The following is a 16259-nucleotide window of genomic DNA, read 5'->3' on the forward strand; positions in this document are numbered from 1 at the left end:
GAGTCGATCGTCGTCATGACGGACACGTCCTTCAAGAGTCGGGAGTAGTCGAGCGCGGATCGTGGAGCACCTGCACCCCTTGCGTCGCGGGGTAGGGCAGCGACAGTCGCAAGCGAGGCACTGGTGGGCATCGCGGATTGGGAATGGTTCACGGCGCGGCGGCCGGTCTGCCGGTGCCCCTGAACTGGTCCTACATGTGGCGGACGTGAGGCAGCGTGAGCCGGTGGACCTGGTGTGGCTGGAGAAGCTCGTCCGGGAGGCCGTACTGCCGCGCACGCTCCGCACACCACGGTGCGGCGGCCCTGGGCTGGAGGCGGCTGGGCGAGGCTGGCGGCCTCTGGGCGGCGTGGACGAGGAACAGCGATCCGGACGGCAAGCTGTCCTTCAAGGACGGAAAGCCCGGCGGCTGGCACAAGGCGGATGCGTCGGTCTGGAACGGCCTCGGTGAGCCTGCACTCTGCACGCGGCCATCTGAAGGACCGCAGGAATCGGGGAAGGTCTAAAAATGCTTTTGGTTCCGCTCAAGGAGCACCAGGTCGACCAGAAGTCGAGCTTTCGGAACTGGGTCGGATTCCCTGCAAGATCATTTGTGCCTCCGGAGGGGGCGCGTGCGATGGGGGTGTCCGCGACCGGGTCCGGTAAGACGATCACCAGCGCTTCGTGCGCTCTGGAGTACTTCCCGGGCGGGCGGATTCTGGTGATGGTGCCCACGCTGGACCTGGTCGTGCAGAGTGCTCAGTCCTGGCGGCGGGTCGGACACCGCGCGCCGATGGTCGCGGTCTGCTCGGTGGACAAGGATGAAGTCCTGGAGCAGCTCGGGGTGCGCACCACCACCAATCCGATCCAGCTCGCGCTGTGGGCGGGGTCCGGGCCTGTGGTCGTGTTCGCTACGTACGCCTCTCTTGTGGACCGCGAGGACTCCGCCGACGTCACTGGCCGTGGGACTGTTCCTGGGCCGTTGGAATCGGCTCTGGCGGGCGGGGAGCGGCTGTATGGGCAGCGGATGGCTCCGTTCGACCTGGCCATTCTGGACGAGGGGCACATGACCGCGGGGGACATGGGGCGGCCGTGGGCGGCGATCCACGATCAGTCCCGGATTCCGGTCGACTTCCGGCTCTACCTGACCGCGACCCCGCGGATCCTCGCCGCGCCCCGGCCGCAGCGAGGCCGGGACGGGCGGGAGGTCGTGGTCGCGTCGATGGAGGACGACTCCAGCACCTACGGCACCCGGATCTTCGATCTCGGTCTGGCGGAGGCAGTGGAACGCTCGATCCTTGCGGGGTTCGAGATCGACGTGCTCGAGATCCGCGACCCGGACCCGATCCTGGGCCTGTCCGAGGATGCACCGCGTGGCCGGCGCATGGCCCTGCTCCAGGCGGCGCTGCTGGAGCACGCGGCGCAGCAGAATCTGCACACCACCATGGTGTTCCACCAGCGGGTCGAGGAAGCCGCCGCGTTCGCCGAGCAGATGCCGCGCACCGCCGCCGAGCTGTATGCCACTGAGGCCTCCGCGGCGGCGCTGGCCGGGGCGGAGGAGCTGCCCGCGTCGTCGATCGACGCAGAGCTGTACGAGCTTGAGGAGGGCCGGCACGTGCCTGCGGACCGGGTGTGGGCGGACTGGCTGTGCGGGGACCATCCCATCGCCCACCGGCGTGCGGTGATCCAGCGGTTCGCCAACGGCATCGACGCCCAGAACCGGCGGGTGCACCGGGCGTTCCTCTCCTCCGTACGCGCTCTCGGGGTCGGGGTCGACATCACCGGGCTGCGCGGGGTCGAAGCCGTATGCATCGTCGGCTCGCGCAGCTCCCAGGTCGACGTCGTCCAGAACATCGGACGCGCCCTGCGCCCCAACCCCGACGGCACGACCAAGACCGCCCGGATCATCATCCCCGTCTTCCTCCAGCCCGGGGAGGACCCCAAGGACATGGTCGCCTCGGCCAGCTACCAACCCCTGGTCGACATCCTCCAAGCCCTGCGCTCACACTCCGAACGCATAGTCGACCAGCTCGCCTCCCACGCCCGGACCCGCGGCACCGAACGGCGGCGCATCCACGTCCGCCCCTCCCCTGCGACCGCGGCCGGCCCGGAGAACGAGGACATGCCTGAGGAGACGAGCGAGGAGCAGCAGGAGGTCGACCGGGTCACCTCGGTCGTGGTCAACTTCGCCTCCCCCCGCGACGCCGCCGACATCGCCGCCCTCACCCGCTGCCGTGTCATCCGGCCCGAGTCCTTGGTCTGGCTGGAGGGCTACCATGCCTTGATCCGCTGGCGGAAGGAGAACGAGATCGCCGGCCTGTACGCCGTGCCGTACGACACCGAGACCGCGGTCGGCGTGACGAAGGACTACCCCCTGGGCCGGTGGGTCCACCAGCAACGCCGCGCCCACCGCGCAGGCGAACTCGACCCCCACCGCAGGGAACTCCTCGACGACGCCGGAATGGTGTGGGAGCCCGGCGACGAAGCATGGGAGAACAAACTCGCCGCACTCCGCTCCTATCGGCGCGCGCACGGGCACCTCGCACCCCGGCAAGACTCGGTGTGGGGCGAGGGCGAGGCGATGGTGCCCATCGGGCAGCACCTGGCCAACCTCCGCCGCAAAGACGGCCTCGGCAAAGACCCGGAACGGACCGCAGAGCGCGCGGCACAGCTGGCGGCGATCGACTCGGACTGGAACTGCCCCTGGCCGCTCGACTGGCAGCGGCACTACCGCGTCTTGGCCGACCTCGTCGACGCCGACGGTGTGCTGCCCGACATCCAGCCCGGCGTGCTCTTCGAGAGCGACGACATCGGACGATGGCTCACGCGGCAAAGAGAAGCGAGCACCTGGAAACAACTCTCCGCCGAACAGCAGGAACGGCTGACAACGCTGGGCATCAAACCGCTCGAGGTGCCCTCTCCCGCTCCGCCGGCCAGGCGCACGACGAAGGGCCCGAGCAAGGCACAGGAGGCGTTCCAGCGCGGCCTGGCCGCCCTCACCCAGTGGGTGGAGCGGGAAGGCCCGGACCGGCCCGTACCCCGCGGACACGGAGAACCGATCACGGTCGACGGCGAAACCGAGCCGGTGGTCATCCGGCTTGGCGTGTGGATCTCCAATACCAAAAGCCGCCGCGACAAACTCACGGCAGAGCAACTGGGCGCGCTGCGGAAGGTGGGCATGGAGTGGGCCTGACGGAGGTAGCCGCTGGGCCCGGCAGGCCCGTCGTAGTGCTGCCGCTCTTCCCTCAGCGCTGGGGCGGGCCCAACCGGGCCCGCCCTGCAGGGCCCTCAGGCCAGGGCAGCGTGGCCGGCCTCGGTGGCCTCCGTCAGGTCTGGCCGCTCTCCGTTCGCCGGGTGGACAATCCGGATGAGACCGCCGTCGTGCAGGTCGATCACCGCCTTATAGAGCCCGAACTGCTTCTCCTGCCATGCCACGCGCCGAGGGTCTTTCTCGACGGCGCTTCGCTCGAAGTTCGCCGGGTGGATGGTGTGAAAAAAGTCGGAGGCGGCCACGGGCTCTGGTGACTGGGCGATCAGGCGGAGGAGCCCATGCTCGTCGGCATTCAACGTCATGAAGGCAGCGTAGAGGCCGGGCTGGGCAGGAGTAACGGATTCCGGGCCTAGGTGTCGGTAGCTGGGCGAAGGACAACAAACGGGCCGGCCGTGATCGTGCGAACGACTGCGCGTGCAACACCCGGTTTGGTACACGAGAGGTCCAAAAAGGATTACTCGCCGCTACGCTGAGCCGGTGGATCAAGAGCTTCCCACTGCAGACGAATCGGTCACCAGCCGGGAGCAGGATGCGGTGCGCCTGCTACTGCTCATCGATGGTGCGTGCGAGAGCGTCAGCGAGCCTGAGCTTGCCGATCCGGGGCTCGCTGAGGCTGTGGGCGTGGTCCGGACCCAGGTTCGGCTGCAGAAGCTGGATTTCTGGCTGCGCAATCCGGACTACCTCGCCGACGAGCTGCTCACGGAGTACGAGAAGAGCGGCGAGGTGCCCCTGCTGAAGCTGGCGGGCTCGATCTTGGACTCCGAGGAACCGGAAGTACGGCGCTACCCGATGCTGCGCCACCACTTCGGCGCCTACGAGCCCTTGGACGACGCCCTGGCGGTGCTGCGCAGCGCCGGGCTGGTGGCCCGTCGCCGGCGCGGCACCGTCAACCGGGTCCGCCAGCACGACTACTTCCTCCTGGAACCGGGTCGCGTGGTGGCCCGTGAGGTAATCCGGGAGGCGCCGGACTTCCGCTACTACGTCGACCGTGCGCGGTTGGTGCTGGCGCTGGCCGACGGGCTGGGCGGCAGCGAGTTGAAGAAGCGGCAGTACCTGCAGCGGGAATACGCCGAGGCGGTGCGGGGCGAACGGATCGGTTCGGTCGCCGTCCGTGCACGGGTGCGGCTGGGGAAGCTACGGGCGCAGGCACGGGCGAAGGGGATTCGGGTGGGGGAAGATGGCTGAGGACGACGATGTCCTGCTGGAGTCGCGGATCGCGGCGCAGGCAGGCGTAGCGGTGGAGAATGTGCGGTCGGTGTTCGCGGGGTACGGCCTACCGCTGGTCAGTCCTCCTGCCAGGTCCCGGACGCTGCGGCTGCACCGTCTGCGGATCGCCGGGGTACGGACGGGGACGGTGCACCCCGGGCCGTTCGACACCGAGATGCGGTTCTCCGAAGGGCTGACCGGCCTGGTGGCGTCGAACCTGCGGGGGAAGACCAGCGTTCTGGAGCTGGTGACGTGGTGCCTGCGGGGGTCCCCGCGGGAGCCGACCGGGGTGCGCCACTGGCTGCGTGAGCTCGACCTTGACGTCGTGGTGGCGGGCAAGCCGATGGGCTTCCGCTTGGACCTGGCCGACGAGGAGATCTCCTCCGCCGTCGTCCTGTCCGGACCCGAGATCACAGCGCTGAAATCCGTGCGCACGCCGGACAGAGCGCGCGAGATCGTGCCGGTGCTGCGCGCGTCGGGGTCGGACAGCTACTCCGAGCAGGTGCAGGCCCTGATGATGGACCGACTGGACCTGCACCCGCTGGTCAACAGCTTCCAGCAGACCGGGACCCAGACCCACGGCTGGCCGGTCTACTTCGGGGCGGTCTACCTGCCAGCGGGCCGGGACAAGGCGCTGCTCGGTGACGTGGTCACCGGCGGGCTGCCGGGCCGGCTCCTGCAGGTGTTCTTGGACCTGCCCGCCGCCGCCGCGCTGACCCGGGTCAAGACCGCCTCGGACGTACTGACCGCCAAACGCAAGGCCCGGCTCGCCGCCGACAAGACCGCCCGGGACCAGCGCACCGGCGAACGGAAAAAGATCACGGATGATCTGGCGAAGGCGAAGGAGCAGCTCGCCCTGCTGACATCGGCAGAGCCGGGCGAGCAGGAGACCCTGACCGAGCTTGCGGCCCGCGCCGTCCAACTGGCCCGCGGCATCGCAGACGCCCAGGACTCCTGGGAGGAACTGATGCAGGCACACCGCCGGGCCCGCGTCCAGCGCCAGCACGACGCGAAGCTCGTCAATGACGTCACCGAGAGCGCCACCGCCCGGCTTCTCTTCCACGGGCTGGACCCGAAGGCCTGCCCGCGGTGCGACCAACCGATCGCGGGGGACCGCCGCCGGCAGGAGCGCGATTCCCATGCCTGCGCGGTGTGCGCCCGGCCGGTGCACGGTGACGACGACACTCCTCAGGAGGTCCTCGACGAGGCCCGCCAGCGGCTGGAGGAGAGCACGGCGGACGAGAAGACCGCCAAGAAGGCCCTCGAAGCAGCCGAGGCCGGGCTGGCGCGCCTGACGGAAGAACTGGACCTGGCTCAGGCGCAGTTGCGCCGTGCGGAGTTCGCGGTCCAGGTACCGGCCAGAGCCAAGGCCCAGGAAGACGTGCTGCGCCTGGAGGGCGCCCTGAGCGTGTTCCCCGAGCTTCCGCCCCTGCCGGACGACCCGATCGAGGCCGAGGCCCTGAAGGTGCTCAAGGCTGGCACGAAGATCCTGGAGGATGACCACCAGACGGCCGCCGAGTCGCTCTTCGCCGACATCAACCGGGAGATCGCCGATCTCGGCCGGCGCTTCGGCATCGACTCCCTGGAGTCGGTGAAGATCAACCGCGCCGCCCACCTGGACGTGACGAAAGGCGGCGACCGGCCCAAGCCCTTCGGAGAGCAGAGCCCCGGCGAACGGCTGCGCTTGCGCATCGCGGTCGTGATCGCCCTGCTCCGCGTGGGCGCCGCCCATAACGTGTCCACCCACCCGGGCCTGCTGCTCATCGACAGTCCCAAGGCGGAAGAAGTCCAGGACCTCGATATCCGCAGGCTGCTGGGTGAGCTGTCCGAGCTGGCCGCCCACAATCACCTGCAGGTCCTGATCACCACAAGGGACTTCGACCTGGCCCACGACGTCCTGCCGAAGCAGAACATCATCGAAGCGCCGGAAGGCAAGCCGTTGTGGTGAAGGACCGCAAGCTTCCGGCAGGAGGGCGGCCATGACGCAGCTGGCGGACCGGCTGGACACACTGGCAGCCTCCGGACAACCGGTCACCTTCCACGCGGTCGGCCTGACGCAGGACGTCGTCGCCGCCGAGATCGCAGAGGTGGCCGCCGGCCCCTACGCGCCCTTGCTGGCCGAGGCTGTCGCCGCCGTGTTCGACCAGACCGACCCGGTGTGGGCGCAAGCGGCCGGCCTGTTTCCCGCAGGGTTCGCCGGCCAGGGCAGTCTGCTGGCCCTGACCGAGGCCCTGGAGACCCTGCTGGGCAGCAGTGCCGCCACAACGGCCCTGGCCGGGCCGCTGAACACGGTGCTGCTGGACGGTCTGGCCGACGCCATCGCCCGCGTGCCGCTGCTGGCCGCAGCCCGCCTGGAAGGCGCCGTACGGCTGGCAGCCGCCAACGCTGTCCGCCCCTACCGGGTGTGGGAGGCCCTCGAAGAGCTGCCCGGTGACGGCCCCGAGGACTTCACCGAGCGCCTGCCGAGGATCCTGGGTGTCGCCCTGGACTGCTGGGCCCAGCAGGAAGCCACCGTCAGCGCAACCGTGCGTAACCTGTTGGAGCAGCTGTCCGTCGATGAGGCTGCCGATGTCGATGCGCTGTTCGAGCTGGGCTGCGACCGGCTGCGGAGCGCGCTGTCCTCACACGACCTCGTCGACGTCAGCGGCCGGATGACGGAGGCCAGGCGCTTCTTCTCGGCGGCGCAGGCAGCCGAGGAGGCCCGGGATGACGCGGCCGTGTACGTGGCGGTGTGCGATGCGGTGCTGGGCTTCACCGCGGGCAACACCCCCCAGGTGGCCGAGGCGGCAGACTGCATCGAACAGGCCCTGGAACGCCGAGCCGCATGGCTGCACGGCACCCACCAGCCCGCATGGCTGCAGCCGCGACGCTCCGCGGAGATCGCCTGGGGCCGACTCCTTCTCCAACTCCGGACGGCCGCACAGACCCTGACGGCGCCCGTGCGGATGGACCAGTGGCAGGCCCTGGACGCGGTGCTCGCCGCCTACCGCGCCACCCGGACCATTCACCCGGTCGGGACCAGCGGCGATGTCACCGGGCTGGCCGCCCTGATTCAGCCGGCCATCGAAGACGGCTTCCTGCGCGAGCAGTCGTTCCTCAACGCCCTCCGGCACGCCGCGGCACACCCGCAGGACTACCCCGGACCGCTGTTCGACGCGGAAACGGCCGCCGTCGTCATCGCACGGATCGACGCCCGGGAGGCCACCACCGACCCCGCCAGGGAGCCCGCGGGCGAGGACGACGAAGAACCCGGACGAGCAGCTGCCTCCGAGCGACTGCACCGCATCGCCCCCACCCTGGTCCTCAAGCTCGGCGGCCACCGCGCGCTCAGCATCGCCGATGGCCTCGACGATGACGCACTCGCCGCCGTTGAAGGCCTTGCCTACAACGGCGATGTCGCCCGGCTGAAGGCCTCCGACCCGCTGATCGTGCCGCTTCTGGACCGCTTCATCAGGGAACTCTCCGGCCACCCAGAGTTCACCGGCGATGTCCGCCAAACCTTCAGCGCCCTGGTCGAGCAGACGCTGCTGTTCCTCAAGAGTCGCTCCGACCTGACACGCACCAGCCTCTTCGGAGCCGGTAAGAAGGACGATCCGCCGTACGATTACCGCCGCAAACCGCCGAAGGGCCACAGGAAGGCTGTCGAAGCGGACCTGCAACGCGACTTCCACGGCTGGCTACAGGCCGGGCCGCTGCACAACATCGTCTTCGTCGAGCCGACTGACATGGGAATGGGCCGCGCCGACGTCCTGGTCCACTTCGGCTCACTGCGCTACCTCACCGAGATGAAGCAGGACAGCCACGACAACACCCGCGCCCACATCGAGGCCAAGTACCTCACGCAGGAAGCCGAGTACACCAACACCAACGCACCGTTCGGGCAGCTACTCGTCCTCGACCTCACACCGAAGAGCGGCACCGGAGGGACCCGCCGGATCGACGAACTCACCTGGCTGACCACCCACCGGCCCCAAAACGCCGACACGGACCGCCGCGTACTGGCCGGCATCGTCACAGGCAACCGCCTCACCCCCTCCGCCTACTCCAAGTAACAACACGCCGTAAGGAGACACGTGCCGCTTCCGGGCACGCTGCGAGTTGCCCCTACGGCCGGAGAGACGACGTGGTCGTACCTGTCCCGAGTTGCTGGGCGCTACGGCATGGAACCCGGCGCGCTGCTGCCCTGGTGGACCTGGTCAGGTTCCCGGCCGCGGGACGAGGCCGGTCCGCGCGACGACACCGAGGTGCTACTGAACCCGTCCGGCCGACAGCTGCTGGCCCGACTGGGCGGGGTCGACGAGCAAGAGCTGGCGCGGGCGCTGCCCGCGTTTGGCAACTGGCCGCAGCCGACCCTTTCCGGCACGCCGGGCGGTCCCGGTAGGGCTGGGCCGGACACAGCGGCAGGCCGGTGGAGGGTCGCGTCGGCTGGGGAGTACGGGCCGGTGGCGTTCGGGTGCCGGCTGTGCACAGCCGCCCGCACCAGAGAGGACACGGTGGTGGTGAGGTACGTGGCACCGTGGCAGCGGGTCTGCGCCCGCCACCGGCGGTGGATGCTCACCTGCGGTGACGGGCACCGGCACCGCAACCTCGACCTGCGGGCGAGCCCGGAGGTTGCCGCGGCGCAGCGGGCCTGGCCGAAGGTCGCCCGGACCGCGGCCACGGTCGGCGCCGATCCGGGGCGGGTGTTCGCTCTCGCCCACGCGGTGGTGTGTGCGTGGTGGGAGCAGGCCCTGGAGTGGGAGCGGGAGCGGACCTGGCCGGCCCGGCTGCATGCGGTCGCGGGTGGGGATGCCGGGCCGCGGTTTTGGTGGTGGCGGATCATCTCTCGCGACGCGGTCGTTTTCCCCGAGACGGTGGCGCTGGCCGCGGCGCTGCTCGACCCCGGTATGCAGGAGCGGGAGGACCACGGGGCGGGTGGGCTGGTGCGCCCGTTCCGACCGGACGGGGCGTTCTTCCGCGAATTGACTGTACGGCTGGGGCGGCCCTGGCTGGCCGACACCGGCCGGGCCCCGCAGACGGGGCTGGTGCTGGGCGGGCCGCTGCATGCCGGGCCGCTGCTGGACTGCATGGGCGCGTTCACCCGCATCCGGCGCGGGCAGCAGGATCCTCGCGGGTTCGGGCTGGATCCGTGGTGGCTGCGCGCCGACCACCGCCCCGCCTCGGCCCGGGTACAGCTGCGCGCCCTTGCCGAACAGGTCGCGGACGCGCGCCGCGCCGTTGAGGACGGCGGTTCCCGGCCGGGCGGCGGTTCGCCGGCAGTTCGGCGGCTGTTCCGCGACCGGTACGGGCGCGCCGCCGCGGCGTACTTCCGGCGGTGACGGTTTCGGTCCGGGGGCCGGCCCGGCGGGGCGGGGTGATGGGCGGGGCAGGGGCCTGTACTGACACCGGCAGCCCGTCGACGACATCATCGGCAGTCTGGGCGAACCGGTTGGTGTGTGGGAGAAGTTGGCCGGATTCGGCGGTTCGCGCACACGGGCACGCTTGACTGGAGCGCATGATCGACACGCACCACCCGCCGGCCTCCGGCGGCTCCGTCTTGCCCGCACCGCCACGGCAGATCGCGGGAACGCAGGGCGGTGCGCAGGCCGCAGTGGAGGCAGGTCCTCGGGCACCTGGTCCGGCAGACGGAGGATACGACCAGCCGCCACCGGCATCAGTCCGTGAGCCGGTTCGTGCATCCGGTCGCCGCGCCGGGACGTCGGACGAGATGCCGGAAGATGCTGAGGCGACCGCGGAGTTACCGGTCGGGTTCGACGACCGGGTGGAGGCTCGGTTCGTGGAGCAGGCGGGAACCGAGCGGCGGATGCCTTGGGCGGAGGCCGCGCGTGGTGTCTGCTGGGAGGAGTGCGGCCCGGTGCGGCGGTTCCCGGTGCGGCGCGGCAAGCGGATGGCGCCGGGGTGGTGGTGGTCGGCGACCGACGGGCGGCTGGTGCACTACGCGTCCGGGGTGATGCGGACCCAGGTGATGCTGCTGGACCATGATCCTTCGGTCGTGGCCATTGCGTGCCGCCCGGTGGAACTCACCTGGCCTGGGCATGACGGGGGCTGGGTACGGCACGCACCGCACCTGATGGCCCGTCTCGCGGACGGCAGTGGCCTGCTGGCGGACTGTGCCGGACGCGGGGACATCTCGCCGCGCCTGGCATCCCGGGCTGCGGTGCTGGAGGTCGCGGCCGCGGCGGTGGGCTGGCGGTACCAGGTCCTGCGGCCCCCGGATCCGGTCCTGACAGCCAATGTGCGCTGGCTGGCCGGGTACCGGCACCCCCGCTACAGGGGCGGCGAACTGGCCGTTCGCGCAGCCGAGGTCTTCCGGCGGCCGCGCCCGCTGATCGAGGGGGTACATGAACTCGGCGACCCGGTTCAGGTCTTCCCGGTGGTCTTCCACGCGCTGTGGCACGGCGACTTGTCGGCTCAGTTGGAGAAGCCGCTGCACGAGCGGGTGAACGTGACGGCGGTCCCCCAGGGGCGGAGGCGGAGGTGAGCGGCACGGTGCTGGAGCCCGGAACACAGGTGCGTTTCGCGAAGCGGACCTGGACGGTGGTCATGCTGGAAGGGGCATGCGTACGGCTGGTCGACGCGGACAACTCCGTGGCTACGGTGCTTGCGAACTTCCTGTTCGCCGACCCCGACTTCGACGTGGTGGGCGCCCCGCAGCGCGGCGTGCCACCGTTCGGGCTCCTGGAGGAACTGCCGGAGCAGGTGCGCGAGCGTGCGTATGCCTGGGAGCGCCATGTGCGTGAGGTCGAGACCGGATACCCCGTCCCGGGACAGGACCAGGTGCCGCGGGCCGAGTTCGATCCGGCCATGCGCACCATGGCGGAGCGGGAGGAGGCCAAGGCCGCCGAGCTGACGGCGGCCGGGCAGCCGGCCAGTTCGGTGACGGTGCGGCGGATGCGGGCCCGCTACCGGGAGCAGGGCCTGTGGGGGCTGGTGGACGGCCGGGTTGCCCGGCGGCGCTCGCCGGTGGGGCGCGCGGACGAGCGGGTGGTCGCCGCGATCGAGCAGGCACTTGATGCGCAGCGGGAGCGGTCGACCGGGACGCTGAGCCGGCTGCGGCGTGCGGTCGGCTGGATTCTGGAGGATACGCATGGCGCGGGGGCGGTGAAGGTGCCGCCTGCCTCGACGTTCAACCGGCTGGTGCACGCCCTCGCAGACCGTCAGGGGCTGCTGGGAACCGCGGCGCAGCGGCGCCGTCATTCCTCACGGCCGGCTCCGCCGTTCACCCCGACGGTGGCGTTGCGGCCCGGTGAGCTGGTGATGCTGGACAGCACCCCTTTGGACGTGATGGTGGTCCTGGCCGACGGGGTGGTGGGTAAGGCCGAGCTGACGATCGCGCTGGACGTGGCGACGCGCAGTATCTGTGCGACCGTTCTGCGGCCGATGGGCACAGGGTCGGTGGACGCGGCGATTCTGCTGGCGCAGATGGTGACGCCCATGCGGATGCGCCCGGGATGGGAAGAGGCGCTGGCGATGTCCCGGTCGGCCATCCCCTACGAGCGGCTGGTGTCCCTGGACGCGCGGCTGGAGGGGGCGGCAGCCCGTCCAGTAATCAGCCCGGAGACGGTGGTCGTCGACCAGGGCCGGGTGTTCGTCTCCGCCTCGTTCGTCGCGGCGTGCGACAGCCTGGGGGTGTCGGTGCAGCCGGCGCCGCCGGCCAACGGCCCGGCCAAGGGACATGTCGAGAGAATGTTCCTCACCATCGGCGACCGGTTCTCCCAGTACGTGGCCGGTTACACCGGATCCGACGTCACTCAGCGCGGCTCTCACGTCGAGGACGAGGCGTGCTGGACGCTTCCCCAGATCCAGGACCTGCTGGACGAGTGGCTGATCGCGGACTGGCAGCACCGCCCGCACGCATCCCTGCGCCATCCGCTGGCCCCCAAGCTCGCGGTGTCGCCGAACGAGATGTGGGCCGCGCTGGTCGGCGTGACCGGCTATGTCCCGGTGCTGCTCAGCGAAGAAGACTACGTCGAGCTCATGCCGGTCAAGCGGTTGGGCATCAACGACTACGGCATCCGCTTCGACTACCGCACCTACGACCACGAGGTCCTCAACCCGCACCGCGGGCGCAGGTCGACGGCCCCGGGCGGGATGTGGGAGGTGCACCACAACCCTTATGACCCCCAGCAGATCTGGGTGCGGCTGCCTGGCGGCTGGGAGGAGGTGCCCTGGATCCACAAGGAGCGGGTAAGCCTGCCCTTCACCGACTTCACCTGGCGGCACATCCGCGCGACCGTCGAGCGCCGCGGCGACCGCGACGAGCACGAGCAACAGCTCGCCCAGGCCCTGGACCGCCTCCTGCGGCGGGCCGGCAACGGGGAAGGCACCCGCCGCGAGCGGACCGTCGCGGCACGCGCCAGCGCCGCAGCCTCCCTCGCCGGGCCCGCCCCAAACCAGCAGGAGCCGCCCGACCCCCTTACCGCCCCGACCCTCTCCTACGGCCTGGTCGGCGCCTTCACCCCAGCAAGCCTGGATGAGCCCGACGACGAAGAGTTCGAGGACGGCTGGGACGAGGACGAAGACCCGCTCGGCACATCAGACGATGCCGGCGACGGCCCCGCCGGAGACGAACAGCCATCCGGGCGGGCCGCAGTCCCCCGCCCGTCGCGGATCTACGATGCCCGCCAGGAGGCAACCCAGTGGTAGCAGTCCCCGAAGCCGGTCCCGTCCCGGACGAGGAGCAGCAGATGGCGGCCTATGCGCCGCCGACCACGCGGGAGGGCTGGCAGCAGTTCGTCGGCACTCCCCCGCTGCAGCCCCCGCCCACTGGAGACGAGGACTGGTCGCTTGAGGAACGCCTGGACTACCATTCCCGGTTCGTCGTCCTGACCACGCCGGCCATGGAACGCATCTCGCTGTCGGTGCGGCGGCTTATGCTCCTCAACCGCCGCCAACAGGGCACCGCGCGCCGCGGACTGATCGTGTCCGGACCGCCCACCACCGGCAAGACCACCACCCTGCTGGAAATGGGCCGCACCTTCGAACTCGCCGAACAACGCCGCCACCCCGGCTGCACCGACCGCCTGCCCGTCGCTTTCCTCGCGGTGCCGCCCGCCTCCACCCCCAAGATGCTGGTATCGGAGCTCGCCCGGTTCCTCGGCATCCCCATCGCGAACCGCATGAACCAGGCGCAGATCACCGACGCCGTCTGCCACCTGCTGTGCCAGCTGAGCACCGCGCTGGTCCTCGTCGACGACGTCCACCTGCTCGACACCCGTACCCGGTCCGGCGCGGAAACCTCCGACCAGATGAAGCACCTAGGCGAGAGGATTCCGGCGACCTTCGTCTACGCAGGCGTCGACGTCGAGGCGTCCCCCCTGCTCAACGGGCCGCGCGGCGCACAGTTGGCAGGCCGCTTCACCCTGGTCCGCAACACCGCCCTGTCCTGCGGCACCGCCGAACAGCGCGCCGTCTGGCTGGACCTGGTCACCGACATGGAAAACGCCCTGCACCTGCGCCACCACACCCAAGGCACTCTGGCCCGGCACGCCGACTACCTCCACCAGCGCACCGGCGGAGTCATGGGAAGCCTCTCCCACCTCATCCGTGAAGCCGCCCTCACCGCCCTCCTCGACGGCAGCGAAAAGATCACCAAACGGCTCCTGGCCGGCATCCAGCTCGACATCCGCGCGGAGCAGCAAGCCCGCCCGCCCCGAAAACGCCTCCCGCGCCCCCGCAACAACGGCACTGGATCCTGACGAGGCGGACCAGCTGTGAAGAAGACCACCAGCCCTCTAATGGAACCTGCCGTCAGGGATTATTCGCAGCCACCACAGCGCGAGCAGAACGAACTGCCCCTGCACAGACCGCCTTTGGGCGCGGTGCGTGTCGCTCCGCTGAACGGCGAGACGACGCTGTCGTTCATGAGCAGAGTCGCCTCCCGGTACAAGCTCACGGCCAAAGAACTCATCGGCGCGCTCGTGGACGTGGGACGGCGGCCCAACCTGTTCACGGTGCGGCCCGACGGAGAAGTGGTCTTCAACGCCGAGGCCCGGGCGGTGGTCGCCGCTTTCTGCCGCATGCCCGAAGAGCACCTGCACCGTGCCCTGCCGGCCTGGGGCAGAGACGGCCCTTCGAGCAGGCTCGGGAACGGGCCAGCCGCCTGGGTCCGCACCGCAGCCACTATCCCGCCGACCGGCCCCGGATGCCGGGCCTGCACCGCGACCGCCACACGAGGCCAGGAAGAAGCACGCCGCTACCTGCTGCCGCACGGCCGGGTATGCGTCAAGCACCAGTGCTGGATGCTGGAAACACCCGTCGTCGACGGGGCAACGGCGTGCCCCGGGCAGTTGGACCTGCGGTATGTACCGCAGAACGGGGCGGCCCAGCGCCGTCATGTACGGCTGCTGCGGCGCTCTGCGCACGCCGGCGAAGCGTTCACCGTGGCGCAGGCAATCATGGCCTCGTGGTGGGACGAGCCCTGGCTGGAAGAGATCCTCTGGCCCGATCGGCTGCGGCTGATGGCACCCGGCAACGACCTCGCTTGGCGCGCCGCGGCGCGGGATGCGGTGACCTATCCCGAAGCCGTCACGCTGGCCGCGGCCCTCGCCGACCCGAGCCTGCAGCAGCGGCTACTCGATGACGCGGGGCGGCATCAGCCGCACGCGCTCGCCGATGTCCCCAGCCTCGTGGACGAACTGGCTCAGCGCCTTGAGCGGCCATGGCTCGCCGGTCGCCTCAGCGCCATCACGACAGGCCCGCTGAACGCCTGGGTGCGCGCCTGCGTACGCACGCAGGCCGGGCACAAGCCAAAGACACGCAGTATGTGGCACGTCTCCCCGCCCCACCGGCCCGCACCGATCACCCGGCTCCTGGCCGAAACCCGGCCCGTCGACGAAGCGCCCGGAAAAACGGAGTCAGAGGGGTCCCCGGCCCCAGACGTGGCCGAGACCGCCAAGGGGTTCGCGCGCGGCCTGCGCCACGCCCGCACCTACGCCACCGAACACGGCCACCTCTGCATTCCTTACCGGCACGAAGAGGACGGGTTCCAACTCGGCCTGTGGCTGGCCAACCAGCGCGCCGCAGGCCCTCAGCTCTCCCCCGAGCGCAGCCAGGCCCTGGCCGCTCTTGACCCGTGGTGGAATCCTGCGTGGAGCACGCTGTGGCAGCGCATCTATCTGCGCGCACGACGGCTGCTGGACTCAGGCACCGGCATCAGACCCGAGCAGGGCTTCCCGGGCACCAGCGAGAATCTCGGCACCTGGCTGTACCGGCAGTGCCAGGTCTACAGCAGCCTCCACCCCCAGCAGCGCAGACTACTGGCACAGATCGGCATCAGTGCCGAAGCCGCCCGCCACGCACTGCCGCGGCGTCGCAACCTCGCCGAGGCCCGTGACCAGGGCCTGACCAACGCACGCGCCTACTGGAAGCAGCACGGGCACCTTTGTGCGAGCGCTGCTGATACGTACGCCGACTTCCCCATCGGCCAATGGCTGACCAACCTCCGCGTACGCGCCCGACGCGGCATTCTCGATCCCGCCCTCACGCAGCAGCTGGACGCAATGGATCCGTGGTGGGCACCGCCCTGGCCCTCCGACTGGCAGCGAGCCTGCTACACGGTGCGCGATCTTGTCCGCTCCGGCCACCCCCTCGACCCCGAAAGCGCCTTTGCAGCCTTCGATGACGAGCTCGGTCAATGGCTATACACCCAATGTGTGTCCTACCCCGGCCTGGCAGTGGAACAGCGCCGACAGCTCGCGGCCGTCGGACTGACTGAGTTGTGTGCATCGTGAAGTTGCAGGTCACGGGGCTGGTGTGCATGGGCTTCGGGGTGCTCGTGCTGGTCGGGGGCGTATGACTCCCGGCA

The 16259-nt window shown here is 70.3% G+C and carries 10 protein-coding genes; 9 read left to right on the forward strand and 1 reads right to left on the reverse strand.

From position 1 onward, the window contains the following. The first annotated feature begins 505 nt into the window (after positions 1-505). On the forward strand, positions 506-3169 hold the full coding sequence (locus AB0903_RS31540) for a Helicase associated domain protein (protein ID WP_366708165.1): 2664 nt from the start codon (positions 506-508) through the stop codon (positions 3167-3169). A gap of 95 nt (positions 3170-3264) precedes the next feature. On the opposite strand, the gene AB0903_RS31545 is transcribed toward AB0903_RS31540, so the two are convergent. Then, positions 3265-3549, reverse strand: a complete 285-nt coding sequence (locus tag AB0903_RS31545) for a hypothetical protein (RefSeq protein WP_366708166.1) — start codon at positions 3547-3549, stop codon at positions 3265-3267. A gap of 175 nt (positions 3550-3724) precedes the next feature. Between AB0903_RS31545 and AB0903_RS31550 the strand changes: the two genes are divergently transcribed. The 8 genes from AB0903_RS31550 (at position 3725) to AB0903_RS31585 (ending at position 16185) form a co-directional block, all read left to right on the forward strand. Further along, positions 3725-4432, forward strand: a complete 708-nt coding sequence (locus AB0903_RS31550) for a hypothetical protein (protein WP_202542034.1) — start codon at positions 3725-3727, stop codon at positions 4430-4432. Next, positions 4425-6401: a hypothetical protein gene (locus AB0903_RS31555; RefSeq protein WP_366708167.1), complete on the forward strand. Its 1977-nt coding sequence runs from the start codon at positions 4425-4427 to the stop codon at positions 6399-6401. The genes AB0903_RS31550 and AB0903_RS31555 overlap by 8 nt, the downstream gene beginning before the upstream one ends. Positions 6402-6432: 31 nt before the next feature. Continuing rightward, positions 6433-8505: a hypothetical protein gene (locus tag AB0903_RS31560; RefSeq protein ID WP_366708168.1), complete on the forward strand. Its 2073-nt coding sequence runs from the start codon at positions 6433-6435 to the stop codon at positions 8503-8505. A 21-nt stretch (positions 8506-8526) separates the two neighbouring features. Next, on the forward strand, positions 8527-9771 hold the full coding sequence (locus AB0903_RS31565; RefSeq protein WP_366708169.1) for a TniQ family protein: 1245 nt from the start codon (positions 8527-8529) through the stop codon (positions 9769-9771). A 389-nt stretch (positions 9772-10160) separates the two neighbouring features. Continuing rightward, the gene (locus AB0903_RS31570; protein ID WP_366708170.1) at positions 10161-10934 is read left to right on the forward strand and encodes a TnsA-like heteromeric transposase endonuclease subunit; all 774 of its coding nucleotides are present in this window, start codon (positions 10161-10163) and stop codon (positions 10932-10934) included. Then, positions 10931-13099, forward strand: coding sequence for a transposase (locus AB0903_RS31575; RefSeq protein ID WP_366708171.1), 2169 nt, complete (start codon positions 10931-10933; stop codon positions 13097-13099). The genes AB0903_RS31570 and AB0903_RS31575 overlap by 4 nt, the downstream gene beginning before the upstream one ends. A gap of 41 nt (positions 13100-13140) precedes the next feature. Continuing rightward, positions 13141-14151, forward strand: coding sequence for a TniB family NTP-binding protein (locus AB0903_RS31580; protein ID WP_366708173.1), 1011 nt, complete (start codon positions 13141-13143; stop codon positions 14149-14151). Between the two features lie 15 nt (positions 14152-14166). Continuing rightward, positions 14167-16185, forward strand: a complete 2019-nt coding sequence (locus tag AB0903_RS31585) for a helicase associated domain-containing protein (RefSeq protein WP_366708172.1) — start codon at positions 14167-14169, stop codon at positions 16183-16185. The last annotated feature ends 74 nt before the right edge of the window (positions 16186-16259 follow it).

The organism is Streptomyces sp. NPDC048389, assembly GCF_040706335.1.
Taxonomy (GTDB): domain Bacteria; phylum Actinomycetota; class Actinomycetes; order Streptomycetales; family Streptomycetaceae; genus Streptomyces.